A 23,479-nucleotide genomic window follows, 5' to 3' on the forward strand; every position below is an offset into this window, starting at 1 on the left:
AAATCGCTCCGCAACCGCTCGTAATCCTCCGCGAACCGTTCGTCGATCCGGCTCGTCAGATCGCCGCCAGACAGCGCCTGAAGCGCGCTGGCAAGACCTTCGATCGCTTTCGTCTGGTCCGCCCGGGCCGCTTCGCGCCGCATTTCGGCAGCTCTCATCTGACCCAAATCGCCACGCAGGCTTTCGAGGCTGCGGGCGAGTTCGCCGATTTCGTCGGCACGGTCGGTCATGGGAATTGCATTGTCGAGATCCCCGCGCGCCACGTCCCCCATGGCAGCGCAGAGTGTGCCGAGAGGACGGCCGAGCATGCGGCGCAAAAGTGCCGTGGCCGCAAAAAGCAATCCCAGGAACAGACCCATGGTCACGACCATGCCTGGCGCCGCATTCCGAAAAACGGCTGTTACTGCACCTTGCGCAGTCCAGACAGCCCCCACCGCTCCGACAGTTGCCTGATTGGGTCCGAATTTAACCGGCACGACCTGGACAAGCCTTCCCCTTTGGAAGACGGCTTCCCCTGAGGAAATCGCCTGGAGAGCCATTTCCTGCAACTTGGCGGCGGCTTCTGTATCCCCGGGGCCAGCCTGGGCGATGCTTTCTGCATCGGCGTTCCAGACGCCGAGCGCCACCGCCTTGTCGCCCGCGCGCTGAAGCTGACCGTTCAGGTCCTCTTCGATGGCTTCGATGTTCTTGAAACGCAGATGCGGACCCAGATTCGCGGCGCTGCCAACAAGAATCGACTGCAACTCTTCGCCAAGCGCATCGCCGACAATATCCAGCGCGCTTCGCGTGGCGAAAGTGGCCAGGAGGATCGCAACAACGAAGGTCGTCGCCGCGATCAATCCCGAGATTCTGATCAAAATCGAGCGTCTTGGAAGGGACGCCAGGGCGGCGGAAGCTCCGTTCGGCATTGGCGCCACTCCTTTTTCCGGGTTGATCAGAACAGGGCCGCGCCGTCGACCGCGACGGTCATCGCGCCGATGGGCGCCCCACTGTCCGGGTCGACGAGGGTGAAGGAAATCTGTGCCTGATAGCGTTGGGTTGACTCATCCAGCTCGATCTCGCCGAAATGGACGGCGTCGGGGCCGACCGAATAGGTCATGGAGTACTTGTCCTCGTCGCCCTGCCAGTAATCCGAGGTGACACCCGATGTCGCGACGTTGAGGCCGCGCGCATCCATCACGATCACTTCTGTCACCTTGCCATTCGAGGCATCCACCTGGCTGCGCAGGAACTCGGCCGCCGCATTGTCGGTGACCGCCGAGATCAGATCCGAAGAGCCGCTGTCGAGTTGAGCCCGCCAAGCCGCATCGAGTTCGTCGATCTTTTCCTGCGAATAGCCGCCGGTGACGGCATTCTGAGCCTCGACCGCCTCGATCACGACCGGCGCCGCGGCCCATGGCCGGATCGCATTTTCCAGAAAGGCCGCCATCGCAGCGTCGCCATCGGCGGCGGGGGCAGGGGCCGCGAACAGGAGGCCGGCAAGGAGCGGGAAAGAGAAGGCTGTGCGGATCATGGTATTCCTTTCGCTTCGGCAGCGGCCGGGACCGTCCCGGTTGCTAAAGAAATACGAGAAAAGACCCAACGGCAGCTTAATCGCGACATGTCGACACATCCCACAATTGCGTTTTTCACGTGACCGGCCGGACTGGCCCAATGACGCCCAGGCGGCCTTCAAGCCATTGTTATGGCACCCCCAACAGGCAAGAACGTCGCAGGGTGAGCGACCAACGCCGAAGGCATTCCCGAGCCACGGGCCAATGCCGGGACTCGTTTGTCCGCCGACCTGGCGTCGGCCATATGGCAAAAAGGAAAACGACTTCGGGACTGATTCGGAGCCCGGGCTTCGCCCAGATCGGCGGTCCTTTTCATAAGGAATGCAAAGGATGATCGGAGCCCCTGGGTCGCCCAGAAACCGAAAGGCCCGTTTCCGAGGAAACGGGCCAGGGCAGAAATGAAACGCTTGCAACCGGGACAACGGCGCGGCTCAGCCGCCCGGGAAGTACCCCCGCACCAGGGCTTCTGAAATCAGGCTCCAGCCGTCGGCCACGACGAAGAAGGCCAGCTTGAACGGCATCGCCACCACCGCGGGCGGCACCATCATCATCCCCATCGACATCAGGATCGCGGCCACCACGAGGTCGATGATCAGGAACGGGAGAAAGATCAGGAACCCGATCTCGAACGCCCTCTGGATCTCGCTGAGCATGAAGGACGGTACCAGAAGCGACAGCGGCGCATCCGAGATCGCCGCCGTGGGATCTGCCTGCGGCCGAAGCGACAGAAGCCGCTCGTAGGTGTCGGCATCCGCGCGGCCCGCCATGAAGGTTCGGAACGGATCGAGGATCCGCGGGATCGCATCGTCGATCGGCAGCGTCTCGTTCATCATCGGCACCACACCGGCCTGCCAGGCCTGGGTGAAGGTCGGCTCCATCACGAAATAGGTCAGGAACATCGCCAGGCTGACAATCAGCATGTTGGGCGGCGACTGTTGCAGCCCGATGGCCTGCCGCAACAGAGACAGGACCGTCACGATGAAGGGAAAGCAGGTGAGCATGATCGCCAGGCCGGGCGCCAGGCTGAGCACGGTCACCAGCAGGATCATCTGGACCCCGCGCCCGGCCAGCGACCCGCCCTCGCCCAGCGAGATCGAGATTTCCTGCGCCTGGGCCGGCACGGCCAGGGCAAGCAGGATCAGAACGGCCGGCAGCAGGCGCTTGAGCATAGCGGTCAGGCCCCCGAGACGGTGTCGATGATTTCCGTCAGGCGCACGGCGATCTGCCCGGCCTGGGCGCCTTCGACCTCCTGGAGCTCGCCGCGGGCAATCAGCCGGTCGCCGATATAGAGCTCGACCGGGTCGTCGATCCGGCGGTCGAGCGGCAGCACCCCGCCGCGGTCGATCTGCAGCAGATCGCGCAGCAGCGGGCGGGCCTTGCCGACCGAAACGGTGATCTCGATCGGAACCTGATCGAGGAACTTTGCACCGAGGCCTTCGCCCGGCGCGTCGGAAGATGTATCAGCCATGGCGGCGTGCCTCCTCTTCGGTGGTCATGAAGTCGTTCAGCGCGCTGCGGATTGCCGCCAGCATGCCATCAATGTCGATCTCGCGTTCCCCGGCCCCGCCGCGAAGCAGCGCCTGCCCGGGCCCAAGGGTCGCATCGTCGACGATCTGCAGCGGCAGGCCGGGATCGGCCCCCGCAAGCTCTTCGAGCGCGTCGCGATTTTCCGGACAGACCCGAAGCTGAAGCGGCGCGTTGGCCTCGGCCTCGGCCAGTTCAAGTGCAATCTCGACGACCTTGCGGGCGAACCCGTGTCGCGCGAGCTCGGGCAGGACACGCTCGACCATCGCGGTCAGAAGCGGCTCCAGCGCCTCCATCACATGGGTGCGCGCCTCATGATAGCTGAACGACAGGTCCTGCAGAGTCTTCTCGAAATCCGCGCCGATCCGCGCGCGCGATTCCGCCTCGGCGGCAGTGGCATCGTCCCAACCCGCCCGGTAACCTTCTTCATAGGCGTCGAGCCGGACCTGCTGGGTGTCCTCGACCGGCAGGTCGGGCTCGCGCTCGACCTTGGGCCTGGCGCCGTGATTAGAGAAATCCTCCAGCAGCAACCGTGACATCACGCCTTCTCCTGCCGCTCTTCCATCCAGCCGCGCAGGATCGCAATGGACTCGTCGCGGCGGCTTTCGATCAGATCGCGCAGACGGTCGACCGGGCTGTCGCTGCCGCCGCCGAAGCCGTCCATGCCCAGAGGTTCGTCCGAGAAGTCCGACGGATCGATCGAGGCCATGGTCATCGCAGGTAGCCCGAGATCGCCAGGCAGCCCGCCAAGATCGTCCTGCGGACCGTCGGCCGGATCGATCTCGCCATTGAGCCAGGTCTGGTCGGCGCCTCCGACCGGCGCGGGCAATCCGGCAACTCCGGCCCTGCCGTTGCTGGCCAGGATGGGACGGACGACGAAGAGACCGAGGATCAGCGCGACCACGGACAGCACCGCCAGCTGGATCAGCGTCAGCGGATCGAGCGTGAACTCGCCAAAGAGACTGCTTTGCGGGCCGGTGCCCTCTTCAGCGAGCGGCTGGAAGGGCATCGACTTGATGGTCAGCGCGTCGCCGCGCTGTTCGTCGAACCCCGCCGCCGAGGCGATCAGTTCGCGCAGCGACTCGAGGTCGGCATCGGGCAGCGGCTGCCAGGTCTCGGTGCCGTCCGCAGCAGTCGAAGTCACGCCCTCGACCAGAACAGCGATGCTCAGGCGCCGGATCGCGCCCGGCGCGCGCAGGATCTCGCGTTCGGTTTCGGAGACTTCGTAATTGACCACTTCCTGGGTCTCGGTTTCCTTGTGCTGGGACGACCGGTCCGAGTTCCCCGCACCGTTCGGCAGGTTGCTGGCCACGGTGACCGCGCCGCCATTGGTGTCGCTGGAGGTGGATTGCCGCTGCTGGTTGTTCTGGCTGATCGCGACACGGCCCTCGGGATCGATGATCCGTTCGCGGATCGACTCGCGCTGGGTTTCGGTATCGACACTGACCTCGACGATGGAGCGACCGGGTCCGAGCCTCGCGGAAAGCAGACGCTCCAGCCGCCCCTTGAGGATCTCGGCACGGTCGTCGCCCGCGGCGGCAATACTCGATTCGTCAGCGACAACAGTCCCGGTGGTCCCGTCGATCACCGACACGTCCTCGGGCCTCATGCCCGAGACGCTGGAGGCCACCAGGTAACGGATCGCCTTCGCCTGGGCCGCGGAAATCGACCCGCCGGACGGGGTCACGGTGACCGCGGCCGAGGGCTGCACGTCGCGGGCGAAGGGGCGCGCGCTTGGGGTGGCGATATGCACGCGCGCCGTCCGGAACTGAGAATTGCCGGCGATGGTACGCGCGAGTTCGCCTTCCTTGGCGCGCCAGTATGCCGCATCGAACATCTGCGATGTCGTGCCAAAGCCCGACAGCCCGTCAAGCAGTTCATAGCCCGCCGATCCGTTGGCCGGCAGCCCGTCGCTGGCCAGTGTCATCCGCAGCGAGTCGCGCTGGCTGCTGTCGACATAGATGGCCGGCCCCCGCACCTCGTAGGCGACCCCCGTCTGGTCGAGCGCGCGGATCACGTCCCCTGCGGCCGAAGTATCGAGCCCGGAATATAGCAAGGCCATGCGAGGCGACGTGGCGACGCGCGACAGCGCCAGTACGGCCGCAAACATGGCGACGGTGGCGATGACCACGACCAGCCTTCTGCGTGGGCTCAGCCCGGTCCAAACGGACAACAGCTGCTGCAACTGAGTTCTCCCATTCCGGGGGGGGCTTCTGCCCCGTTTCTGCCGCACATCCTTCGCAGGCCCGGCTTAACAATCGGTTAGCCCTCATCCGGCTATAGAGGGAGGGACACAGAAGGAGCCCAGGACATGGCTGCGACCGATATGGCCGAAGCGGAAGAACCCGCAAAATCCTCAAAGAAGCCCCTTATCATCGGGGTCGCGCTTGCTCTCATCCTGGGAGGCGGGGCTTTCTTTGCGTTGTATTCGGGCATGATTCTCGGGGGCGATGCCGGGGCCGATGCGGGACATGGCGCTGGCGGAAAAGAGGGCGCCCATGGGGCCGAATCGGCGCCGCTCGACGTGGCGTTCGTTCCGATCGAACAGATGATCATCTCGCTCGGGCCCGACGCCCAGAGCCGTCACCTTCGCTTCGAAGCCCAGCTGGAAGTCGGGCCCGCCTATCAGCAGGAAGTGACGTTGCTGATGCCCCGCGTCCTCGACGTGCTGAACAGCTACCTGAGGGCGGTCGACATGGCCGAGCTCGAAGACCCGACCATGCTCATTACCCTCCGCGCGCAAATGCTGCGGCGGGTGCAGCTCGTCACCGGCGACGACCGGGTGCGCGATCTGCTTATCACCGAATTCGTGCTGAACTGAGGAGAATCCCATGGCGCTGATCTCGGACATCCTGCTCATTGCCGGGGCACTCGGAGCGACGCTCTATTGCTATGTCCTGGCGAGACGACTGCGGCGTTTAAATGACCTGGAAAAGGGCATGGGCGGTGCGATTGCCGTCCTGTCGGCACAGGTCGACGACATGACCAAGGTCCTCAAGGGCGCCCAGTTCTCGGCGAAAAGTTCGACCGACAGTCTCGAAGGCCTGACCGGCCGCGCCGAAGATGTCGCACGAAGGCTCGAGCTTCTTGTCGCGGCAATGCATGACCTGCCCGACGACGCTGTCTCCGACGCCACCCGGAAAGCCTCGCAGCCCGCGCCCGCCGCAGAAGCGCCGAGACCGGCCGCCCCCCAGACGGCCGCCCCGAAGCCCGCCGCCCCGGCTTCGGCCGAGACCGGCGACACCGAACCCACGGTCCTGTTCCGCCGCAACGCACGGGAGGCCGCTGAATGACGAAGTCCTCGCGATCGAAACGGGCCAGCGGCGCCGTTCTGCCGGTTGTCGCCGGACTGTTTCTGGCCTCCGGCCTGATCCGCTTCGGCGACGGCACCGCGCAGGCCCTGGCGCAGGAATTGCGGGGCATGGCCGAACATGCCGCAGCCTCCGACCACGGCGGGGCCGCAGACCATGGGTCCGCGGCCGATCCCTGCCCGCCCCCCGCGGACATTGCGGATCTGCTGAACGCTCTGAAGACCCGCGCGGCCGAACTGGACGCGCGCGAAGCCGAGCTCGACGACCGGGCCGCAACGCTGGATATCGCAGGCGAAGAAATATCAAAGCAGATGGCATCGCTTCAGGCCGCCGAGGATTCGTTGAAATCGACCCTCGCGCTGGCCGATCAGGCGGCCGAGAACGACGTCGCGCGCCTGACCGCCGTCTACGAAAGCATGAAGCCCGAGGAGGCATCGGCGCTTTTCGCGCAGATGGACCCGGAATTCGCGGCAGGATTCCTCGGGCGAATGCGTCCCGATCTCGCTGCCGCGGTGATGTCCGGCCTCGATCCGAACGTCGCCTATTCGATCAGTGTGATCCTGGCGGGACGGAACGCCCGCGCCCCCAAAGAGTAACCACACCTTGTTAACTCGGGTCTGAGACTGTCCCGAACAAGGTCAGAGTAGCGGAGCACCATCCATGATTGGTATCGTCGGGATCATTCTCATCTTCGTGATGGTGTTCGGCGGCTACGTAATGGCAGGCGGCAAGATGGGCATCATCCTGCATTCGCTGCCCTTCGAGTTCGCGATGATCGGCGGCGCCGCAGCAGGTGCTTTCGTGATCAGCAACGACATGGCCGCCATCAAGCACACGATCAAGGATATCGGAAAGGTGTTCAAGGGCCCCCACTGGAAGCCTGACGACTATCGCGATCTGCTGTGCCTGCTGTTCGAACTGATTCGCGTCGCCCGTCAGAACCCGCTGGAACTGGAAACCCATATCGAGGCGCCTGCCGACTCGGCAATCTTCGGTCGCTATCCCAAGATCGTGGCCGATCACGAGGCCGTCGATCTGATCTGCGATACGCTCCGTGCCGCCGGGATGAACTACGACGATCCCCATCAGGTGGAGGAAGTCCTTGAAAAACGCCTTGAGGCGCATCTTCACCACTCGATGCACTCAAGCCACGCCCTGCAGTCCGTTGCCGACGCCCTGCCCGCTCTCGGCATCGTCGCCGCCGTGCTGGGCGTGATCAAGACCATGGGCTCGATCGATCAGCCCCCGGAAGTGCTGGGCAAAATGATCGGTGGTGCGTTGGTCGGAACGTTTCTGGGCGTGTTCCTCGCCTACGGTTTCATGGGGCCGTTCGCGTCCAAGCTGAAGGTCGTGGTCGAGGAAGACGCGCATTTCTATCTGCTGATCCGCGAGGTTCTTGTCGCCAACCTGCACAATCACCCGCCGGCGATCTGCATCGAGGTTGGCAGACAGAACACCCCCGGCGGCAGCCGTCCCAGCTTCTCCGAACTGGAAGAGGCCCTCAAGGCCTCGAAACAGGAGGCGGCATGAAGGCCCGGCACGTCGTACTTGCCTTGGCCCTGCTTGCAGGGCCGCCGGCGTTCGCCCAGCAGGTCGAGATCCGGTCTGGCGAGCACCCCGACTATTCGCGCCTCGTGTTCGAAACCGACGCGCCCCAGGCCTGGGCGCTTGGACGCGGACCGGACGGTTATCTGCTGAAATTCGACAATCCCGGCCTGCGGTTCGACCTGAGCGGCGTCTTCGACCGGATGCCGCGCCAGCGTCTCGCCGACGCGGCACTGGTCGCGCCTGGCCTCGTCTCGCTCCGCGTGGGTGCAGATGCTCACGTCGAGGCCTTCGAACTGCGCCCGGGGGTTCTCGTGCTCGATTTCCGGACCGGGCCGGCCCCGGACGGCTCTCCGTTCGAAACCGCACTTCTGCCTCCCGTTTCAGAGCCGGCCTCTCCCCCGTCCCTGGCGCCGGAACCGCCCCAGTCGGCGGCCCTCCCCGAGCCCGCGGCGCCCCCCGACACCGAGACTCAAGACGACGACCCCGCGACCGCTGCCACCCCTGCGCCGCCACCGGCCGAACGCACCGATAGCGCGGCTCTGCGCCTTCCGATCGATCTGGAACTCAGGTCGCCGCTTTCGTCTTCGACCGGAATCAAGCCTCCGGCGGCGATGGTCGAGAAATTGCTAGAGCCGGAAATCCCGCCCGCCGAAACCGATCCCCGCGTCGCGATGATGCAGTCGGAACTGATGAAGCAGATCGGGCGTGCCACGGCACAGGGTCTTCTTGAACCCGCGGTCGACATCCCCTCGGTGGAGGAGTCGCACGCGTCCAATGAACCCCATGGCGATGCGACCACGCCCGACCAGGGCGCCGCGGAGCATGGACAGGCGGAAACGCCCGAGACCGAACATCATGCGCCCTCCGATTGGCGCAACATGCGGGTCGAAACCAGCATGGATCTCGGGCTGGACTTTCCCTCGGGCGAAGACCCTATCGCAGCCGACGGCACGCGGTGTCTGTCCGACAGCAAATTCGATCTGAATGGATGGGGCGGGGATCGCACGCCGGGCGAGGTCCTTGCCGAAAAGCGCGCGGCGCTTCTTGACATGCGGGATGCCACAGATCCGGCGGGTGCCGTTGGCCTTGCCCAAGCCTATATCGCCTTCGGGTTCGGAGCAGAAGCCCGCGCGGTCCTGAACGTGGCCGGGACCGACGCGCCCGACGTGCCCTTGCTGCGCGAACTGGCTGCAATTGTGGATAACGGCCAGGCGGATAACCCCGAGTTGTTCGACGGGCAGATGTCCTGCCCAACTCGTGCGGCGCTCTGGGCGGCGCTGGCAAGGCCCGTACTGGGCGATCTGTCGGATCTCGATCGCACCGCCTTGCTGGAAAGCTTCTCCGAACTTCCGATCCATATCCGCCGCCATCTCGGTCCGACGCTGGCTGAACGGTTTCTGGCCGCCGGCGATCAGGCGACCGCCCTGCAGATCCGGAATGCAGTGGCGCGTACCGGCGAGAGAGGGCGCACCGAAGATCTCACCATCGTCGAGGCGCAGATCGAACTTGCCCGCGGCGCCGACGACAAGGCCGACCGCAAGATCGAGGAAGTCGTTTCCTCCGGAGGCCAGGGCACGGCAGACGCTCTCGCCCTCCAGATCGAAACCGGACTTGGCCGCGGCCAGGTTCCCTCGGTCGATTCGTTAAAGCTCGCTGAATCGCTCGCCTTCGAGCGCCGCGGGACGGCGAGCGGTACACGACTGCTGACGCTCGCGATCCGGGGCTACGGCGCTCGGGGCGATTTTGAAACAGCTTTCGCCATGCTGGCCCATCACGGCCTTGAGGCCCAGACGGAACTGGCTTCAGAACTGCTCGAAGAACTCACACAGCGAGGTTCGGACGAAGCCTTCATGCGCGAAGTCTATGCCGGCGCGATGACGCTTCCCGATCTTTCCGCCGACTCCGAAGCACGTTTGTCCGTAGCGGATCGGCTGACCAAGACGGGTTTCCCGGACCGCGCGTCCACGATCCTTCAGCCCGTGACGCCCAGAGGAACCACACGCGAACGCCTGGTCCGCGCCCGTCTTGCCCTTGCACAGGCGCGCGCAGGAGAAGCCCAGCAGTACCTTGCGGGCATCGAAACGGCAGAAGCCGACGAACTGCGCGCCCAGATCGCTCAACGGCAGGGCAATCTTCAGTCGGCGGCCGACTTTCTTGGCGCAGCGGGTGATTCCGAAGCGCAATCGGCAATGGCCTGGCGCGCGCGCGACTGGACCGGTGTCGAAACCTTCGGGGGGCCGGAAGAACGCGCTTTCGTCCAGACCCGGCGCGAACAGGAACCTGCGCCGATCTCCGACGAACCGAGCCTCGCGGTCGCCCGCGATGCACTTGGCGCAAGCGAAACAATGCGCGATCGGCTGAAGGCTCTTCTGGACCGCCCGGCCGCTCGGAACTGACCGGAACTGACCGGAACTGACCGGAACTGACCGGAACTGACCGGAACTGGAGCGCAGACATTCAGCCTTTGTCAATTCCTACCCCATAGGCTGGCTAAAAGTTAGAACGAATTGAGTGGGCCAGAATGGCACATGTTCCTTGGCTGCGCGTGCCAGATGGCCGCGAAACAATGACCTGCACCGGACCGTCACAAGCGCGCCGACAGCCGCCTCGACGGGCAATTTTCCTGCAACTGACCGGAGCTGTCCCTGACGGACACCCCGGCCCAATGCCAGCGCAATTTGCCCCGCATCTTTCTGGCCGGTCCAAGACGAAAGGTCCAGCGAGTGGACCAGGGACCGGCACAAGACGGTGCCGACCCGTTTCCAGCTTTGAGATCGCAAGCCCCATCACGTCGTCGCAAACGGATCGGCACCGCTCCAAGCCCATGACGTATGGCTTCCGAAAGCCCGGCGATCTGCCGCTTTTCCGCCCGAAAGGGATCTGACCCATGCCCGGCTTTTCGATTTCCGAGATGTTCCGTCCGACCATCCTGATGGCCCTCGCCCTTATGGCGATCATCGTCATGATGGTCCTTCCGATGCCCGCCTGGGTTCTCGACATAGGCCTCGCCGCCTCGTTCTCGATCGCGATCCTGATCTTCACGGTTACGCTTTTCATCGAACGCCCGCTCGATTTCTCGTCCTTCCCGACGATCCTGCTGGCATCGCTGATGCTGCGGCTGTCGTTGAACGTGTCCTCGACCAAGCTCATCATCGGCCAGGGCCACACCGGCACCGGCGCGGCGGGCGACGTGATCGAGGGGTTCGCCATGTTTGTCATGGGCGGCAACGTCTTCCTCGGGCTCGTGGTGTTCGGGGTGCTGATGATCGTGAACTTCATCGTCATCACCAAGGGCGCGGGGCGGATGGCCGAGGTCGGAGCGCGCTTCGCCCTTGACGGGATGCCTGGCAAACAGCTTGCCATTGACAGCGACATGGCCGCCGGCGCCATCGACCATGCCGAAGCCAAGGCGCGCCGCGAACGCGAACAGGCCGAGACAACGTTCTTCGGCTCGCTTGACGGTGCGTCGAAATTCGTCAAGGGCGACGCGGTGGCCGGCCTGCTGATCACCCTCCTCAACCTGTTGATGGGACTCGCAATCGGCGTGATCATGCATGGAATGCCGATTGGTCGTGCCTTCGAGACCTACGCCATCCTCACCGTCGGCGACGGCCTCGTCAGCCAGATTCCGGCGGTGATCATCTCGATCGCTGCGGCCCTTCTGCTGTCGCGGGGCGGCACCACCGGCACTGCCGATTTCGCGGTTTTCAACCAGCTCGGCAAGCATCCGGCGGCGCTCGGCACGGTATCGGTGCTGCTGGGCCTCTTCGCTCTGGTGCCCGGCCTGCCCTTCGTGCCCTTCATCGCCGGCAGCCTCGTGCTTGGGATCGCGTCCTTCACCCGCTGGCGCGCGATTCAGCGCGAGGCCGCGAAGGCCGCCAAACCCGAGGTGGCCGAAAAGATGGAACCGGCAAACCGCATGGGCGACCTGCTCGACCTTGACGACATCCACCTGGAATTCGCCCCCGACCTGGTCGGCATGGTGCTCGATCCGTCGACCGGGATCGAGGCCCGGATCGTCTCGATGCGGCGGCACGTGGCCGAAAGCTACGGATTGATCCTGCCCGAGATGCGCCTGACCGACAACGGCGCCTTGCCTCCGGGCACATATGTCGTGCGGATCCAGGGGGTTGAGCAGGCCCGGGACCGGCTGCGGCCCGATCAGGTTCTGGCATTGCAGGCGGGCGATATCGCGCTTCTGCCGCGGGGCGAAGACGTGCGGGAACCGGTCTATGGCGCGCCGGCGCGCTGGGTGTCGGCGGATCGACGCGAGGAACTTGCCCTGCAGGGCGTGACAGTCGTCAACGCTTCCGAAGTGCTGGCGACCCATCTTCTGGAAGTCATCAAGAACAACTTCGCACGGCTCCTGACCAACAAGGCCCTGCGCCAGATCTTCGACGAGTTGAAGAACCTGTCCGATCAGACCCGGGCGCAGGCCAACCGCCGGATGATCGACGATCTGGTGCCCGACAAGGTTCCGCCGGACCTGCTGCTGGCCGTCCTGAGGCTGCTGCTGGACGAGCGGGTCTCGATCCGCAACATGCCGCTGATCCTCGAAGCCATCGCCGAGGCCCGTCCAAGCCATGTCGGTGCCGAATCGATCTGCGAACATGTGCGCCGCCGCCTCGGTTTCCAACTGGTGGCCGAACATCGCCGCGAGGATGGAACCCTGCCGCTTCTGCAACTTTCGCCGGAATGGGAGTCACGCTTTTCGACCTATCAGGTGGGCGGCGAGACCGGGGTGCCCGACGTCGCCCTGCCCCCCGAAGATTTCAACCGCCTGGCCAGCGCGGTTTCGGAAAAACTGGCCAAGGCGGGCGAGAACGGCATCTTCCCGGTGATCGCCACCTCGGGCCGCCGCCGTCGTTTCCTGCAGATGGCGCTGTCCGCCAAGGGCATCGCGGCACCGGTCCTGTCCTTCGAGGAAATCGGCACCAATTCGCGCCCGGCGCTGGTCGGCATGGTCGCGGCATGAGCCTCGAACTGGCCCCGGCGCTCGAGATCTGGCGGCCTCTGGCGATCGCGACGTTCCTCGTCTTCCTGAGGGTCGGCGCGATCATGGCCATGCTGCCCGCCTTCGGCGAGCGGGCCGTGCCCACCCGGGTGCGACTTGGCCTTGCGCTTGCCTTTACCGCGGTCGTGGCCCCGGCGGTCGCACCGTGGCTCATCGAGGCGCCGCCCTCGCTGGCGATATCCTTCGCGACCGAGACCGTGATCGGCCTGGCGCTGGGGCTGGTGCTGCGGATGATGATCCTCGCGCTGCAGATGGCGGGCGAGATCGCCGCGCAAGCCACGTCGCTGTCCCAGATCCTTGGCGCCGCATCGATGGACCCGCAACCGGCCATGGGGCGGCTGATGCTGATGGCAGGGCTGACGCTTGCGGTGATGTCGGGGCTTCACGTCCGCGCGGCCGAGGCGATGATCCTGTCCTATGACCTGCTGCCCGCGGGCCGGTTTCCCGACGCGGGCACCCTGGCGGATTGGGGCACCGGCAGCATCGCCAGGGGCTTCGCCCTGGCCGCGACGCTGGCCATGCCCTTCGTCATTGCCTCGCTGATCTATAATCTGGCGCTTGGCGTCATCAACAAGGCCATGCCCCAGCTGATGGTCGCCTTCGTCGGCGCCCCGGCTATCACCGCTGGCGGGTTGATCATCTTGCTGCTCGCGCTGCCGCCGATGCTGACTTTCTGGCAGGATCGGCTGTTGACGGTCTTCGCCGCCCCATTCGGAGCGGGTGGATGAGCGACGAGGACCCCGGCGACAAGCAGTTCGAGCCGACACAGAAAAAGCTCGACGACGCACGCCGCAAGGGCGAGATCGCGCGGTCGGTCGATATCAATACCGCCGCGGTCTATGCCGGTTTCGCCATTACTGCGATGGCTTTGGGCGGCGCCAGCCTGATCCGCATGGGAGAACTCGGCGCGGGCATGATCGGCCAGGCCGACCGCCTGGCCCCAATGCTGCTTGGAGGTCACGGCACTGCCCCCACGGGTGGACTGATGGCCGAGTTCGGACTCGCCGCCTTGCCCTGGCTCGGGATCCCGGCCATTGCGGCACTCGCGGCCATCCTTGCGCAGCGCAGCTTCGTCGTCGCGCCCGACAAGCTGATGCCCAAGCTTTCGCGGATCGATCCGATCGAGACCGCCAAGAACAAGTTCGGCCGGTCCGGGCTTTTCGAGTTTACCAAAAGCACGGTCAAGCTGGCGCTTTATACCGTGCTTCTGGCGCTCTATCTCGGTAAGCACTTCGAAGAGATGCTGGGGACGATGTACCTGTCCCCGGCGATGGCTGCGGCCAAGCTCGTACGGATGTCGCTGGAGTTCCTGACCGTGGTGGTCGCCATCGCCGCCGCGATCGGCGCCATCGATTACCTTTGGCAGGTCGCCGAGCATCGCCGGCGCCACCGCATGTCGCTTGAGGAATTGAAGGAAGAGCTCAAGCAATCCGAAGGCGACCCCCATATCAAGCAGCAAAGGCGCCAGCGCGCGGTCGACATCGCGACCAACCGGATGCTGCGCGACGTGGCCGATGCCGATGTCGTGATCGTCAACCCGACCCATTATGCGGTTGCGCTGAAATGGGACCGAAAAAGCCGTGGCGCCCCGGTCTGTGTCGCCAAGGGAGTGGACGAAATCGCCGCGAAGATCCGCGAGGTTGCGGCCGAGGCCGGGGTTCCGATGCGGCGCGACCCGCCGACGGCCCGCGCCCTTTATGGCAGCGTCGAGATCGGCGACGAGATCAAACCTGAACATTACAAGGCCGTGGCCGCAGCGATCCGCTTTGCGGAAGAGATGCGGACCAGGGCGAAGGGGCTGTGATGGCAGAGCGCGACGACCGACCCGAACGCCTGATGCAGATCGGATCGATTCTGAAGGATGCAGCGCTGGGCCGGCTGCGGATGGCCGCCCAGGACCGCCGCCGGATCGAGGCCGCCATCGAAACGCTGGACGACGAGGCCCGGCGCGCGGCGGCCGATGACGACATTGCCGTACGAGCCGTCATGGACGGCAGCCGGATGCTTCGACATCAGCAACGACGGACCGCGCTGAATGCCCAGTTGGCCCGGGCGCGGGCGCAGGAAGCGATATTGATGAAAGAGGCGGCACGGACCTTCGGGCGCGACGAGGCGCTGCGCGGTCTTTTCGACCGGACGCGCCGCCGCTGAGGCGCGTCCGTCATGCGCGCTCAGGCGTCCTGGCGCACCAGATCTGTAATCAGGATATCGGAGACGATCCGGCCAAGCACGCTTTGCGACGCTTCCAGAAGCGCCCGGCGCAGCAGAGTGAGATTGCCACTTTCGGTGAAGGCGCCATCGAAACCGCCGGCATTGGCGTGATCGAACAGGACCTGCAGAAAGGCATCGCGCAACCGGGGCTCTCGCTCGAAGACGAATTCGCTGCTTCCCGAAGGAACTTCGAGGCTGATCGACATCACGACCAGCGCCGCCACCTTACCCGACCGGATGACCGGAACGACGAACTGGTTGCTCAGCTTGGCATATTCGGGTCCTGCCGACTCGTCGTCGCCCGACGCGCCATGTCCGGCGGTCGAGGATGCAGCATCGCCATGAGCTTCGGCGGCCGACGCATGCGCGCCGTCCCCCGGAGCACCTTCGGCCGCGGTGTGATCGGTTTCAGCCGGAGGGGGGGGCGCAGGTTTCAACAGGAACCCTGCCCCGCCTCCGACTGCGAGACCGACGACCGCGATGATGACTGGTAGAAGCTTGCCCATTTCAGGTCTCAGAATGGCAGCACGATATCGGCAATCTGATGGCCGATACGGGGCTGTTGCACGTCCATGATCTGACCGCGGCCGCCATAAGAGATCCGGGCCGCCGCAATCTTGTCATAGGTGATCTCGTTCTGGCGCGAGATGTCCTCGGGCCGGACATAGCCGCTGACCAGAAGCTCGCGCATCTCGAAGTTGACCCGGACCTCCTGCGAGCCCTCGATCTTCATGACGCCGTTATTCAGCACGTCAGTGACAGTGGCCGCGATCCTGAGCGTCAGCTTTTCCTTGCGCTTGACCGACCCGTCGCCGCTGTGGCTTGAACTGGAATCCGCCTCGACGGCGTTGTCCATGGTGACCCCATCAGGCAGCGCCTTGTTGATCCGCTGCGGAATGCCCAGCATCTGCGGGATGCCCATCGAGGTTGCACCGCTGCGGCTGCGTGAGGTGCTGTTCGAGATTTCGGCCTTTTCGTCGATCTCGATCACCACGGTCAGGATGTCGCCGCGGCGCCCGGCCCGGTGATCGCCCAGAAGCGACTGACGGCCATGGGACCAGAGCGACGAGCTTTCCAGCGGGCTGCGCCGCTCGACCTGCATCGGCAGCGTCTCGCCATCGGTCATCGCATAATAGGCGTTGGAGCCCTCGACCGGCTTGAAGGACGGGGGACGCCCCACCTCCTTCAGCCGGTCGCACGCGGCCGGAACAAGCAGCGCCGTGGCGCAAAGGGCAATGACAAGGGGTCTCATGGACGGAAAGGCTCCTCAGGGTTTCATGCTGGCGCCAACGACCACACTGCCGTCGGGCGCGACAAATCCGGTGACGGTATTGCGCGAGGCGAGGTTCATCACCCGCAGCGCATCGCCCACCCCGGCGCGGTCGAGCGCCCGGGCATCAGCGGCGATGACAAGTCCCCCGCTCTGGAAGCGCAGGGTCACGATCTGGTTGCGCTCGATGATCGCCGGCGGACCGACATCAGTGACGCGGATCGGGCGTCCCGCATAAAGATTGACGCGCGCTTCCTGACCGATGGCTTCTTCGGGTGCGATCAGCGTCCCCACGACATCGCCTTCGATGACGGCGACATCGCCCGGGCCGAGGATCGTCTGCCCCCGCACCGACCGGGTCGCAACCAGGATGTCGGCACCTGCGGGCACCGGCAACCCGGCGGCCAGGGCAGCAAGGAGGGCAAGCGTTCGCATCAGCGCACCTGTGTCGTCGCGCTCATCATCTGGTCGGCGGCGGTGATGACCTTGGCGTTCAACTCGTAGCCGCGCTGGGCTTCGATCAGTTCGGTGATCTCGCGCACCGCATCGACCGAACTGTCCTCGAGGTATCCCTGGCGCAGGGTGCCAAAACCGTCCACGCCGGCTGTGCCCACGATCGGCGCGCCCGAGGCCTCGGTCTCGACGAAGAGGTTCGATCCGATGGCCTCGAGCCCCTTGTCGTTGGAGAACATGGTCAGGTTGAACTGGCCCAGAAGCTGCGCCGCGACCTGACCGTCGAAATACGCGTAGACCTCGCCTTCGGAGTTGATCGACAGGCTGCGGGCATCGTCGGGAATGGTGATGCCCGGAACCACCGTATAGCCGTCCGAGGTGACGATCAGCCCGTCGCCGGTGCGCTTGAGCGCACCGTCCCGGGTATAGGCGGACTGGCCCGACGGCAACGTCACCTCAAGATAGCCGCGGCCGTCGACGGCCAGATCGAGGTCGCCATTGGTCTGCGACAGCGACCCCTGCGACAGAATCACCGACACTGACGCCGGACGCACGCCAAGCCCCAGCTGCACGCCGGTCGGCAACACCGTGCCGTCGTTGGCATTGATGGTCCCGGGACGGGTCGCCTGCTGGTAGTGAAGATCGGCGAAATCGGCGCGGCGGGCGTTGTAGCCCGTCGTGCTCATGTTCGCGAGGTTGTTCGAGATGACCTCGACCCGCATCTGCTGGGCCGACATACCGGTGGCGGCGATCTGGAGGGCGCGCATGGGATTCGTCCTTTCTGAATCAGCTGCTGGACCCGAGGGTCCGGATGACGTCGCGGACGCGCTCGTCCTCGCGTTCAAGGAATTTCTGGCCAAGCTCGTAGGCGTGCTGGACCTCGATCATCCGGGTAATCTCGGTCACCGGCTGAACGTTCGACTGTTCGACATAGCCCTGCAGGATGCTGGTATCTTCCACCGGCTGGGGCGCCCCGCCCGGATCGAAAAGCGTCCCGGCGACATGGGTCATCGCGTTCGGATCGGCGGGAAGATAGATGCCGATCTGGGTCAGGGGGGTGCCGTCTGCACTGACTGTTCCATCGGCGGAAACCGCGAACGAGGCCGCATCCGGCGGCGCGAAGACCGGGGTGCCGCCGGCATCGAGCAGCGCGTAGCCGTCGGGCGACACCAGGTTGCCGGCCGCATCGGGCGTGAAGCTTCCGGCGCGCGTCAGGCGCTGGCCCTGGGGCGTGTTGAGCAGGAAAAACCCTTCGCCTTCGATGGCGAAATCGAAGGTGCCTCCGGTCTGCGTCAGCGGCGCCTGTCCCAGATCGGTGACGCGCACATTGGCCTCGGCCATCGACAGGGACCCGCCCGGCCCGTCGACATCGGCGATGTATTCCGAAAAGATCAGCCCCTCGCGGCGATAGCCGATCGTCGAGCTGTTGGCGATGTTGTTGGCGATGCTCTGCATCTCGCGCATCAGGCCCGATTGTCGGGTGAGCGTGACGTAGCCGGTGCTGTCCATCGGTCAGATCCCCGCGATCATGGGGACGATCCGGTCGGTGAAGAACCCGATCAGCGTTTCGGTCATGAACGCCATCGAGACCCAGAACACGATCAGGATCGCCGCAAGTTTGGGTACGAAGGTGAGCGTCATCTCCTGTACCGAGGTCAGGGCCTGAAACAGGCCGATCGCCACGCCGGTCACCAGCGCGGCCGTCAGAATCGGCATCGAGATCACCACAGAGATCCAGAGGCCCTGACGCAGGGTGTCGTAGAAGATGAGCTCATTCATGGCGCTAGACCGGCATCCTCAGGATTTCCTGATAGGCCTCGACGACCTTGTCGCGGATCGTCACCGCGGTCTCGATCGCCAGTTCGGTCTGCGCCAGCGCCTGCACGAGAGCATGCGGATCGGCGCCGCCGGTCATCGACGACATCGCGGTCTGTTCGGCGTTCCGGATCGTGTCCGAAAGCCCCTGGGCCGCCGATGCGAAGGTATTCTCGGCGCTGTCTTCGGCATGCTGGGGTTGGGTGGCCGGGCGCGCCGTGGCGTAACCAAGGGCGGCGGCGCTGGATTTCATGTCCATCTCCGTCTCTCCTATCGGCGCAACAGGTCGAGCAGGCCGCGGGACATCTGCCGCGCCTGGTCGAACATTTTCAGGTTCGCCTCGTAACTGCGCTGCGCCTCGCGCGCGTCGGCGATCTCGACAACCAGATCCACATTGGACCCGCTATAGTTGCCCTCGGCATCGGCCAAAGGATGCGACGGGTCATGGATCATGCTCAGATCCGACTGATCGAGCGTCACCCGGCCGGTCTGCACCTCGCCGGTGGGACCGTCCGAAGTCAGCTGGGTCTCGAAGGTTGTCAGTTTGCGGCGATAGCCGGGCGTGTCGGCGTTGGCGATGTTCTCGGACACCAGCCGAAGCCGCGTCGCCTGGGCTTTCAGCCCGCTGGCCGAAAGGCCGAAACTCTGGCTAAGATCGTTCATCTCAGGCTCCTACCATTCTGGTCATCGTTGCCGCCCGAGACTGGTTCTCAGGATCCCGAGCGAGCTTCGGTACACGGCCAGCGCGAGTTCGTGCTGGCGCTTTGTCTCGACCGCCTTCAGCATCTGATCCTCGACCGAGACGGTGTTGCCGTTCGGCTCTTCCGGATCGGACGCGTCAGCGCGCTGTGGGGCATAGGCGGTCTCGCTCCCGGCCAGATGGCCGGGGCGCGTGGCACGCATGCGCGCGCCCGTGTCGGACCTGCGATAGGTCTTGGCAAAATCCGCGACATCCTGCGCCTGATAGCCAGGCGTGTCGGAGTTCGCGATATTTCGCGCTATGACGGTCTGGCGCGTTCCGGCATGTTCAGCCAGCCCGGACGCCATCCGGAAGATTTCAAGCTTCTCGAACATCGGGGTTTCTCCCTCGGTCTCAAACGATGCTTAAGCTTGATTCCTTTAGAAACCGTAAGTCATGATCGCTTCGGGAGAATCTTCATGCCGCAGAACCCGTTCTCATCGCTGATCGCCCGCATTTCCGCCCTGACTCCGGTGCGGACGGTGGGGCGAGTCGTGGCCGCGGGCAGCGGGACCGTCACGGTGGCGGGCCTCTCCGACAGCGCGGGGCTTGGCGATCTGGTCGAGATCCGGCATGGCCGCGGCCCCCGGCGACGCGGCGAGGTTCTGGCGCTGGCCGAAGGCACCGTCACGGTGCTGCCCGACGGCACGCCCGAGGGTCTGTCGGTCGGCGACCGGGCGGTGCTTCTGGGACCGGGCGAAATCGCGCCGCACAGCTCCTGGCTGGGCCGGGTCGTCGATCCGTTCGGCCAGCCGCTTGACGGTCGGCCGCTGATGCCCGGTCCCACGCCGCGCCCGCTGCGCGCCGCACCGCCGCCCGCGACCGAACGCCGTCCGCTTGGCGGACGCCTCGGGACCGGGCTTGCCGCATTCGATACCCTGCTGCCGATCGTGCGCGGACAGCGGATCGGGCTGTTCGCGGGATCGGGCGTAGGCAAGTCGTCGCTCCTGTCGAAATTCGCGCGCGGGGTCGAGGCCGACATGGCCGTCATCGCCCTTGTGGGCGAACGCGGGCGCGAGGTGGGCGAGTTCGTCAGCCAAGTCCTGGGGCCGGACGGCATGGCGCGTGCCGTTGTCGTGGCCGCGACCTCGGACCAGTCGCCGATGGTGCGCCGCCGCGCGGCCTGGGCGGCGATGGCGGTCGCCGAGCATTTCCGCGATCAGGGCAACCACGTTCTCTTTCTGGCCGACTCGGTGACCCGCTTTGCCGAGGCCCATCGCGAGCTGGCGCTTGCGGCCCAAGAACCGGCCGCGCTTCGCGGCTATCCGCCCTCCACCGCCCAGGCGATCATGTCCCTTGCCGAACGCGCCGGTCCCGGGGTCGCGGGCAGCGGCGACATCACCGCGGTGTTCTCGGTCCTCGTTGCCGGGTCGGACATGGAAGAACCCGTGGCGGACATTCTGCGCGGGGTTCTGGACGGGCATATCGTCCTCGACCGCCGCATCGCAGAGCGCGGAAGGTTCCCGGCGATCGATCTGCTTCGGTCTGTCTCGCGCAGTCTGCCGCGGGCGGCGACCGGAGAAGAAAACGCGCTGATCGCACGGGCGCGCCGGATGCTGGGCGCCTATGATCGGGCCGAGATGATGATCCAGGCCGGGCTTTATGCCGCCGGATCCGACCCGGAAATCGACGCAGCCATCGCGGTCTGGCCCGCGCTTGATGCGTTCCTGTCCGAAGACGCTCCTGGCGGCGTCGCCGAGAGCTTTGCGCGCCTTGCCGGAATTCTCGAAACCGCAAAGCCCGCGCCGGTCAAACCGGGGCTTCGCACGATCCGGGGCTGAGCGCGCCCACCGAGCCGGAGCGGGACCGATCCCGCCCCGGAAATTGGAGTACGCAATCAGCCGCCCAGAAGCCTCAGCGCGATCTGCCCTGAACTGAACCCGGCACCGGTATCGGCGTCGGACCTGATCATGTACATCTTGATGAGCTTCTCGCGCATCTCGTCGCCCGAGAATTGCGAGACACTGGTATCGCCGAACATCGCCTTGGCCTTGGCCTTGTAGACATCGAGCTGCCGGTCAAGATCGAGCGAAGCGAAGGAGTTGGGCAGGCCGAAAGCCGTATCGAAGACCGACCGCATCGGCCCTGACCCCATGATCGAGAACCACTTGGCGTCCTCCGATATGTCGTCGGCGGCAAGCGTGACGAGTTCCCGGTCGATATTGAGCGCCAGGCGCATGCCCTCGTCCTGTTCGCCAACCGCGAGCTCGAAGCTGCGGGTCAGAAAGGCCGCAGTGATCATTTCGGTATCGAAGACTTCCTGCGCCTCGACGGCCTCGCCCCGCTTGAAACTGCCGAACCCGTCCTCAAGCGCAGGCCCCGAGATCGGATAGCCCGACCCTTCGGTGACAACGAAGTAGGCCGTCTCACGATCGACGGGCGGGGCATCCACATCTTCAACCGCGTCCGCTTCTTCGGCCCCAAGCACGGCAAGGGCTTCTTCAGCCTTTTCATCGGAGAAATTGGTCAGGATGAGACGACCGAGCAGAAGGCCCTGCCCACCCCCTTCGAAGTGGCCATAGACCTCGCCCTTGTCATTCACAGTGACGGTCTCGACAAAGTCAGGAATGGTGATACCAGAGAAGGCCGTTTCTTCCTCGTCGGTATCGGTGTCGGTCTCCTCACCGGTTTCGGTCTCAGCGGCTGCGACAGGCAACAGGCCGACGTCGCGGGAGGAGGCGACAGTGTAGCCCTCGGCGGTGACGATCCGGCCGTCTGCGTCGCGCTGCAGGCTGGCATTTCGGGTATAGGCGACTTCGCCGGAAGGCGTCATGACCGCGAGATATCCCGCGCCCTCGATCTTCAGGCTCAAATCATTGGCAAAGTCCTTCTCGGTCGCCACAGCGGAAGCATCCGCAGAGACGAAGCTGAAGGCCTTCGCGAAATTGTAGTAGCTCTTGTCGGACAGCTTGTTGGCCAGTGACTTATCATCGTCGATGCCCTCGGTCAGGACCTTCTTGATGAAGTACCTGTTGCCGATGTCATCCTGCAGCCCAAAAGCCCCAAGCGCCACCTTAAGCAGCCGATAGTCTGACACCAGATCGTCCGCCGACGTCACCTTGCCGATGTTCTTGGCAAAGTAGTCGAGTTCCTTCTGTGTCGTCTGGCTCTTGTTGAAAGCTTCCTGCTGGCGCTCCATCGTGCGTTCGAGGAAGCGCCAGCCGGCATAACCCGTCAGAGGGAGAACCGGCTGGAAACTCATTGGTCCCGAAGCCCCGCAAGAAGACGCTCTTCGCGCGGAAGAAGGCCGCGCAATGCCTTGAGCGCCTGGTAGTACTGATCCTGCAGGACAGCATCGGTGGCCGCGGCAAGCTGCGCCCTACTGTCCGGATCGGTCAACGCCTGGCTCAGTTGTTCGATCCCGCGCATAAGTTGCGGGCGCGCCTCGGTCGGGGTCGAGTCGCCCGAAAGCACGAGTTGGGCCACGTAGCACACCCGGCGGACCGGCGTGTTGACCTCTTCGGGATGGATCGCGTCGCGCAGACGCAGGATGTTGGCGTTCGGGGTCTTGATCGACAGCCGGGTGCGCCGGTCGCCGTTCTCGATCACCGCGCCGTTCACCAGCACGCGTTCTTTGGGACCGAGTTTAAGGACGAGACCGCCACTCATGACACACGCTCCCGTTCGGCGAGTCCGCGCATGATGGCCGTGTTGATCTCGATCAGCGCCGTCGGCTTGGCACGGCCGGCAAGCACCTCATCGGTGTGACGATCGGTGAATTCGTAAAGGTAGAAGATGCGGGCCCTGAGATCGGCGGGCAGCGCATTGTCCTTGTCGGCGACGTCGATCGCGAGGGTCCGCCAAAGCTTGCGGTTCCTGTGCAGGGCGGCGGCAAGGGCGGGAAAGGCGCGCCGTCCGGCGTCTTGAGCCTGCTTGATCTGCGAGGTGATCCTGACGAAGGCAGCGTATTCGGTGGCGCGGGGACTGCGGGTCTTGTTCTGGTTCGGGGCCGAATAGGCCGATTGGGCCATCTGGAGTGCGTTCACGTTCTGTCCTTCCATTCCTATCGTAGCTTTCAGCTCTCAGGCGGAGAAGGCCGGG

At 65.0% G+C, this 23,479-nt stretch carries 28 protein-coding genes; 10 read left to right on the plus strand and 18 right to left on the minus strand.

The genetic code is table 11. The features are described 5' to 3' along the window. The 6 genes from C8N38_RS12430 to fliF form a co-directional block, all read right to left on the minus strand. Positions 1–908: HAMP domain-containing protein (locus C8N38_RS12430; protein WP_146176270.1), on the minus strand; the 908-nt coding region annotated here is incomplete at its 3' end. A 26-nt stretch (positions 909–934) separates the two neighbouring features. After that, on the minus strand, positions 935–1,513 hold the full coding sequence (locus C8N38_RS12435; RefSeq protein ID WP_108027510.1) for a hypothetical protein: 579 nt from the start codon (positions 1,511–1,513) through the stop codon (positions 935–937). Between the two features lie 471 nt (positions 1,514–1,984). Beyond that, the gene (gene fliP / locus C8N38_RS12440) at positions 1,985–2,722 is read right to left on the minus strand and encodes a flagellar type III secretion system pore protein FliP (RefSeq protein ID WP_108027511.1); all 738 of its coding nucleotides are present in this window, start codon (positions 2,720–2,722) and stop codon (positions 1,985–1,987) included. Positions 2,723–2,727: 5 nt separating this feature from the next. Beyond that, the gene (locus tag C8N38_RS12445) at positions 2,728–3,021 is read right to left on the minus strand and encodes a FliM/FliN family flagellar motor switch protein (RefSeq protein ID WP_108027512.1); all 294 of its coding nucleotides are present in this window, start codon (positions 3,019–3,021) and stop codon (positions 2,728–2,730) included. After that, on the minus strand, positions 3,014–3,616 hold the full coding sequence (locus C8N38_RS12450) for a FliH/SctL family protein (RefSeq protein WP_108027513.1): 603 nt from the start codon (positions 3,614–3,616) through the stop codon (positions 3,014–3,016). Before C8N38_RS12450 ends, C8N38_RS12445 begins: the two co-directional genes overlap by 8 nt. Beyond that, a complete protein-coding gene (gene fliF, locus C8N38_RS12455) occupies positions 3,616–5,310 on the minus strand; it encodes a flagellar basal-body MS-ring/collar protein FliF (protein WP_342750300.1) in 1,695 nt (564 codons plus the stop codon). Before fliF ends, C8N38_RS12450 begins: the two co-directional genes overlap by 1 nt. Before the next feature lie 78 nt (positions 5,311–5,388). Here fliF and C8N38_RS12460 point away from each other — a divergent pair, with 78 nt between their 5' ends. The 9 genes from C8N38_RS12460 (at position 5,389) to C8N38_RS12500 (ending at position 15,101) form a co-directional block, all read left to right on the plus strand. Beyond that, the gene (locus tag C8N38_RS12460; RefSeq protein WP_245895732.1) at positions 5,389–5,898 is read left to right on the plus strand and encodes a flagellar basal body-associated FliL family protein; all 510 of its coding nucleotides are present in this window, start codon (positions 5,389–5,391) and stop codon (positions 5,896–5,898) included. Positions 5,899–5,908: 10 nt separating this feature from the next. Next, positions 5,909–6,370 (plus strand): hypothetical protein, encoded by a 462-nt coding sequence (locus C8N38_RS21950; RefSeq protein ID WP_245895734.1) that lies wholly within the window; start codon positions 5,909–5,911, stop codon positions 6,368–6,370. Continuing rightward, positions 6,367–6,984: a MotE family protein gene (locus tag C8N38_RS12470; protein WP_108027515.1), complete on the plus strand. Its 618-nt coding sequence runs from the start codon at positions 6,367–6,369 to the stop codon at positions 6,982–6,984. The genes C8N38_RS21950 and C8N38_RS12470 overlap by 4 nt, the downstream gene beginning before the upstream one ends. A gap of 64 nt (positions 6,985–7,048) precedes the next feature. Next, positions 7,049–7,918 carry a flagellar motor stator protein MotA gene (gene motA, locus C8N38_RS12475; protein WP_108027516.1) on the plus strand — a complete coding sequence of 290 codons (870 nt, stop codon included), beginning with the start codon at positions 7,049–7,051 and terminating at the stop codon, positions 7,916–7,918. Further along, on the plus strand, positions 7,915–10,332 hold the full coding sequence (locus tag C8N38_RS12480; RefSeq protein ID WP_108027517.1) for a hypothetical protein: 2,418 nt from the start codon (positions 7,915–7,917) through the stop codon (positions 10,330–10,332). Before motA ends, C8N38_RS12480 begins: the two co-directional genes overlap by 4 nt. 491 nt (positions 10,333–10,823) lie before the next feature. Continuing rightward, positions 10,824–12,911, plus strand: coding sequence for a flagellar biosynthesis protein FlhA (flhA, locus tag C8N38_RS12485; protein WP_108027518.1), 2,088 nt, complete (start codon positions 10,824–10,826; stop codon positions 12,909–12,911). Next, complete coding sequence (locus C8N38_RS12490) at positions 12,908–13,678, plus strand: flagellar biosynthetic protein FliR (RefSeq protein ID WP_108027519.1); 771 nt, start codon at positions 12,908–12,910, stop codon at positions 13,676–13,678. The genes flhA and C8N38_RS12490 overlap by 4 nt, the downstream gene beginning before the upstream one ends. Beyond that, positions 13,675–14,754 carry an EscU/YscU/HrcU family type III secretion system export apparatus switch protein gene (locus tag C8N38_RS12495; RefSeq protein ID WP_108027520.1) on the plus strand — a complete coding sequence of 360 codons (1,080 nt, stop codon included), beginning with the start codon at positions 13,675–13,677 and terminating at the stop codon, positions 14,752–14,754. The genes C8N38_RS12490 and C8N38_RS12495 overlap by 4 nt, the downstream gene beginning before the upstream one ends. After that, the gene (locus C8N38_RS12500; RefSeq protein WP_108027521.1) at positions 14,754–15,101 is read left to right on the plus strand and encodes a hypothetical protein; all 348 of its coding nucleotides are present in this window, start codon (positions 14,754–14,756) and stop codon (positions 15,099–15,101) included. Before C8N38_RS12495 ends, C8N38_RS12500 begins: the two co-directional genes overlap by 1 nt. A gap of 20 nt (positions 15,102–15,121) precedes the next feature. On the opposite strand, the gene C8N38_RS12505 is transcribed toward C8N38_RS12500, so the two are convergent. Genes C8N38_RS12505 through C8N38_RS12545 form a run of 9 tightly spaced genes read right to left on the minus strand, consistent with a single transcriptional unit; the run spans position 15,122 to position 19,773 of the window. Continuing rightward, positions 15,122–15,667 carry a flagellar basal body-associated FliL family protein gene (locus C8N38_RS12505; RefSeq protein ID WP_108027522.1) on the minus strand — a complete coding sequence of 182 codons (546 nt, stop codon included), beginning with the start codon at positions 15,665–15,667 and terminating at the stop codon, positions 15,122–15,124. Between the two features lie 8 nt (positions 15,668–15,675). Continuing rightward, positions 15,676–16,413, minus strand: a complete 738-nt coding sequence (gene flgH / locus C8N38_RS12510) for a flagellar basal body L-ring protein FlgH (protein WP_108027523.1) — start codon at positions 16,411–16,413, stop codon at positions 15,676–15,678. Positions 16,414–16,428: 15 nt separating this feature from the next. After that, entirely contained in the window at positions 16,429–16,866 is a 438-nt protein-coding gene (gene flgA / locus C8N38_RS12515) for a flagellar basal body P-ring formation chaperone FlgA (protein WP_108027524.1), read from the minus strand. After that, positions 16,866–17,651, minus strand: coding sequence for a flagellar basal-body rod protein FlgG (gene flgG / locus C8N38_RS12520; protein ID WP_108027525.1), 786 nt, complete (start codon positions 17,649–17,651; stop codon positions 16,866–16,868). Before flgG ends, flgA begins: the two co-directional genes overlap by 1 nt. A 19-nt stretch (positions 17,652–17,670) precedes the next feature. Continuing rightward, positions 17,671–18,393 (minus strand): flagellar hook-basal body complex protein, encoded by a 723-nt coding sequence (locus C8N38_RS12525; protein WP_108027526.1) that lies wholly within the window; start codon positions 18,391–18,393, stop codon positions 17,671–17,673. A 3-nt stretch (positions 18,394–18,396) separates the two neighbouring features. Beyond that, positions 18,397–18,663 carry a flagellar biosynthetic protein FliQ gene (locus C8N38_RS12530; RefSeq protein WP_075784567.1) on the minus strand — a complete coding sequence of 89 codons (267 nt, stop codon included), beginning with the start codon at positions 18,661–18,663 and terminating at the stop codon, positions 18,397–18,399. A gap of 4 nt (positions 18,664–18,667) precedes the next feature. Then, a complete protein-coding gene (fliE, locus tag C8N38_RS12535) occupies positions 18,668–18,958 on the minus strand; it encodes a flagellar hook-basal body complex protein FliE (RefSeq protein WP_108027527.1) in 291 nt (96 codons plus the stop codon). 11 nt (positions 18,959–18,969) lie between these two features. Then, positions 18,970–19,362 (minus strand): flagellar basal body rod protein FlgC, encoded by a 393-nt coding sequence (gene flgC, locus C8N38_RS12540; protein WP_075784565.1) that lies wholly within the window; start codon positions 19,360–19,362, stop codon positions 18,970–18,972. Positions 19,363–19,383: 21 nt separating this feature from the next. Next, positions 19,384–19,773 carry a FlgB family protein gene (locus C8N38_RS12545; RefSeq protein WP_108027528.1) on the minus strand — a complete coding sequence of 130 codons (390 nt, stop codon included), beginning with the start codon at positions 19,771–19,773 and terminating at the stop codon, positions 19,384–19,386. Between the two features lie 84 nt (positions 19,774–19,857). On the opposite strand from C8N38_RS12545, the gene C8N38_RS12550 reads away from it, so the two are divergent. Further along, on the plus strand, positions 19,858–21,219 hold the full coding sequence (locus tag C8N38_RS12550; protein WP_108027529.1) for a FliI/YscN family ATPase: 1,362 nt from the start codon (positions 19,858–19,860) through the stop codon (positions 21,217–21,219). Between the two features lie 56 nt (positions 21,220–21,275). On the opposite strand, the gene C8N38_RS12555 is transcribed toward C8N38_RS12550, so the two are convergent. The 3 genes from C8N38_RS12555 to flaF are packed head-to-tail and all read right to left on the minus strand — an operon-like array spanning position 21,276 to position 23,439. Then, the gene (locus tag C8N38_RS12555) at positions 21,276–22,640 is read right to left on the minus strand and encodes a DUF1217 domain-containing protein (protein WP_108027530.1); all 1,365 of its coding nucleotides are present in this window, start codon (positions 22,638–22,640) and stop codon (positions 21,276–21,278) included. Further along, on the minus strand, positions 22,637–23,047 hold the full coding sequence (gene flbT / locus C8N38_RS12560; protein ID WP_108027531.1) for a flagellar biosynthesis repressor FlbT: 411 nt from the start codon (positions 23,045–23,047) through the stop codon (positions 22,637–22,639). The genes C8N38_RS12555 and flbT overlap by 4 nt, the downstream gene beginning before the upstream one ends. Beyond that, entirely contained in the window at positions 23,044–23,439 is a 396-nt protein-coding gene (gene flaF / locus C8N38_RS12565; RefSeq protein ID WP_245895736.1) for a flagellar biosynthesis regulator FlaF, read from the minus strand. The genes flbT and flaF overlap by 4 nt, the downstream gene beginning before the upstream one ends. Positions 23,440–23,479: the final 40 nt, after the last annotated feature.

This window comes from Rhodovulum kholense (assembly GCF_003053725.1).
Taxonomy (GTDB): domain Bacteria; phylum Pseudomonadota; class Alphaproteobacteria; order Rhodobacterales; family Rhodobacteraceae; genus Rhodovulum; species Rhodovulum kholense.

Bases quoted from the DNA above. Each gene is read 5' to 3' on its own strand.
- C8N38_RS12435 (WP_108027510.1), bottom strand. From the start codon at position 1,513: ATGATCCGCACAGCCTTCTCTTTCCCGCTCCTTGCCGGCCTCCTGTTC.
- fliP (WP_108027511.1), bottom strand. From the start codon at position 2,722: ATGCTCAAGCGCCTGCTGCCGGCCGTTCTGATCCTGCTTGCCCTGGCC.
- C8N38_RS12445 (WP_108027512.1), bottom strand. From the start codon at position 3,021: ATGGCTGATACATCTTCCGACGCGCCGGGCGAAGGCCTCGGTGCAAAG.
- C8N38_RS12450 (WP_108027513.1), bottom strand. From the start codon at position 3,616: ATGTCACGGTTGCTGCTGGAGGATTTCTCTAATCACGGCGCCAGGCCC.
- C8N38_RS12460 (WP_245895732.1), top strand. From the start codon at position 5,389: ATGGCTGCGACCGATATGGCCGAAGCGGAAGAACCCGCAAAATCCTCA.
- C8N38_RS21950 (WP_245895734.1), top strand. From the start codon at position 5,909: ATGGCGCTGATCTCGGACATCCTGCTCATTGCCGGGGCACTCGGAGCG.
- C8N38_RS12470 (WP_108027515.1), top strand. From the start codon at position 6,367: ATGACGAAGTCCTCGCGATCGAAACGGGCCAGCGGCGCCGTTCTGCCG.
- motA (WP_108027516.1), top strand. From the start codon at position 7,049: ATGATTGGTATCGTCGGGATCATTCTCATCTTCGTGATGGTGTTCGGC.
- C8N38_RS12480 (WP_108027517.1), top strand. From the start codon at position 7,915: ATGAAGGCCCGGCACGTCGTACTTGCCTTGGCCCTGCTTGCAGGGCCG.
- flhA (WP_108027518.1), top strand. From the start codon at position 10,824: ATGCCCGGCTTTTCGATTTCCGAGATGTTCCGTCCGACCATCCTGATG.
- C8N38_RS12490 (WP_108027519.1), top strand. From the start codon at position 12,908: ATGAGCCTCGAACTGGCCCCGGCGCTCGAGATCTGGCGGCCTCTGGCG.
- C8N38_RS12495 (WP_108027520.1), top strand. From the start codon at position 13,675: ATGAGCGACGAGGACCCCGGCGACAAGCAGTTCGAGCCGACACAGAAA.
- C8N38_RS12500 (WP_108027521.1), top strand. From the start codon at position 14,754: ATGGCAGAGCGCGACGACCGACCCGAACGCCTGATGCAGATCGGATCG.
- C8N38_RS12505 (WP_108027522.1), bottom strand. From the start codon at position 15,667: ATGGGCAAGCTTCTACCAGTCATCATCGCGGTCGTCGGTCTCGCAGTC.
- flgH (WP_108027523.1), bottom strand. From the start codon at position 16,413: ATGAGACCCCTTGTCATTGCCCTTTGCGCCACGGCGCTGCTTGTTCCG.
- flgA (WP_108027524.1), bottom strand. From the start codon at position 16,866: ATGCGAACGCTTGCCCTCCTTGCTGCCCTGGCCGCCGGGTTGCCGGTG.
- flgG (WP_108027525.1), bottom strand. From the start codon at position 17,651: ATGCGCGCCCTCCAGATCGCCGCCACCGGTATGTCGGCCCAGCAGATG.
- C8N38_RS12525 (WP_108027526.1), bottom strand. From the start codon at position 18,393: ATGGACAGCACCGGCTACGTCACGCTCACCCGACAATCGGGCCTGATG.
- C8N38_RS12530 (WP_075784567.1), bottom strand. From the start codon at position 18,663: ATGAATGAGCTCATCTTCTACGACACCCTGCGTCAGGGCCTCTGGATC.
- fliE (WP_108027527.1), bottom strand. From the start codon at position 18,958: ATGGACATGAAATCCAGCGCCGCCGCCCTTGGTTACGCCACGGCGCGC.
- flgC (WP_075784565.1), bottom strand. From the start codon at position 19,362: ATGAACGATCTTAGCCAGAGTTTCGGCCTTTCGGCCAGCGGGCTGAAA.
- C8N38_RS12545 (WP_108027528.1), bottom strand. From the start codon at position 19,773: ATGTTCGAGAAGCTTGAAATCTTCCGGATGGCGTCCGGGCTGGCTGAA.
- C8N38_RS12550 (WP_108027529.1), top strand. From the start codon at position 19,858: ATGCCGCAGAACCCGTTCTCATCGCTGATCGCCCGCATTTCCGCCCTG.
- C8N38_RS12555 (WP_108027530.1), bottom strand. From the start codon at position 22,640: ATGAGTTTCCAGCCGGTTCTCCCTCTGACGGGTTATGCCGGCTGGCGC.
- flbT (WP_108027531.1), bottom strand. From the start codon at position 23,047: ATGAGTGGCGGTCTCGTCCTTAAACTCGGTCCCAAAGAACGCGTGCTG.
- flaF (WP_245895736.1), bottom strand. From the start codon at position 23,439: ATGGAAGGACAGAACGTGAACGCACTCCAGATGGCCCAATCGGCCTAT.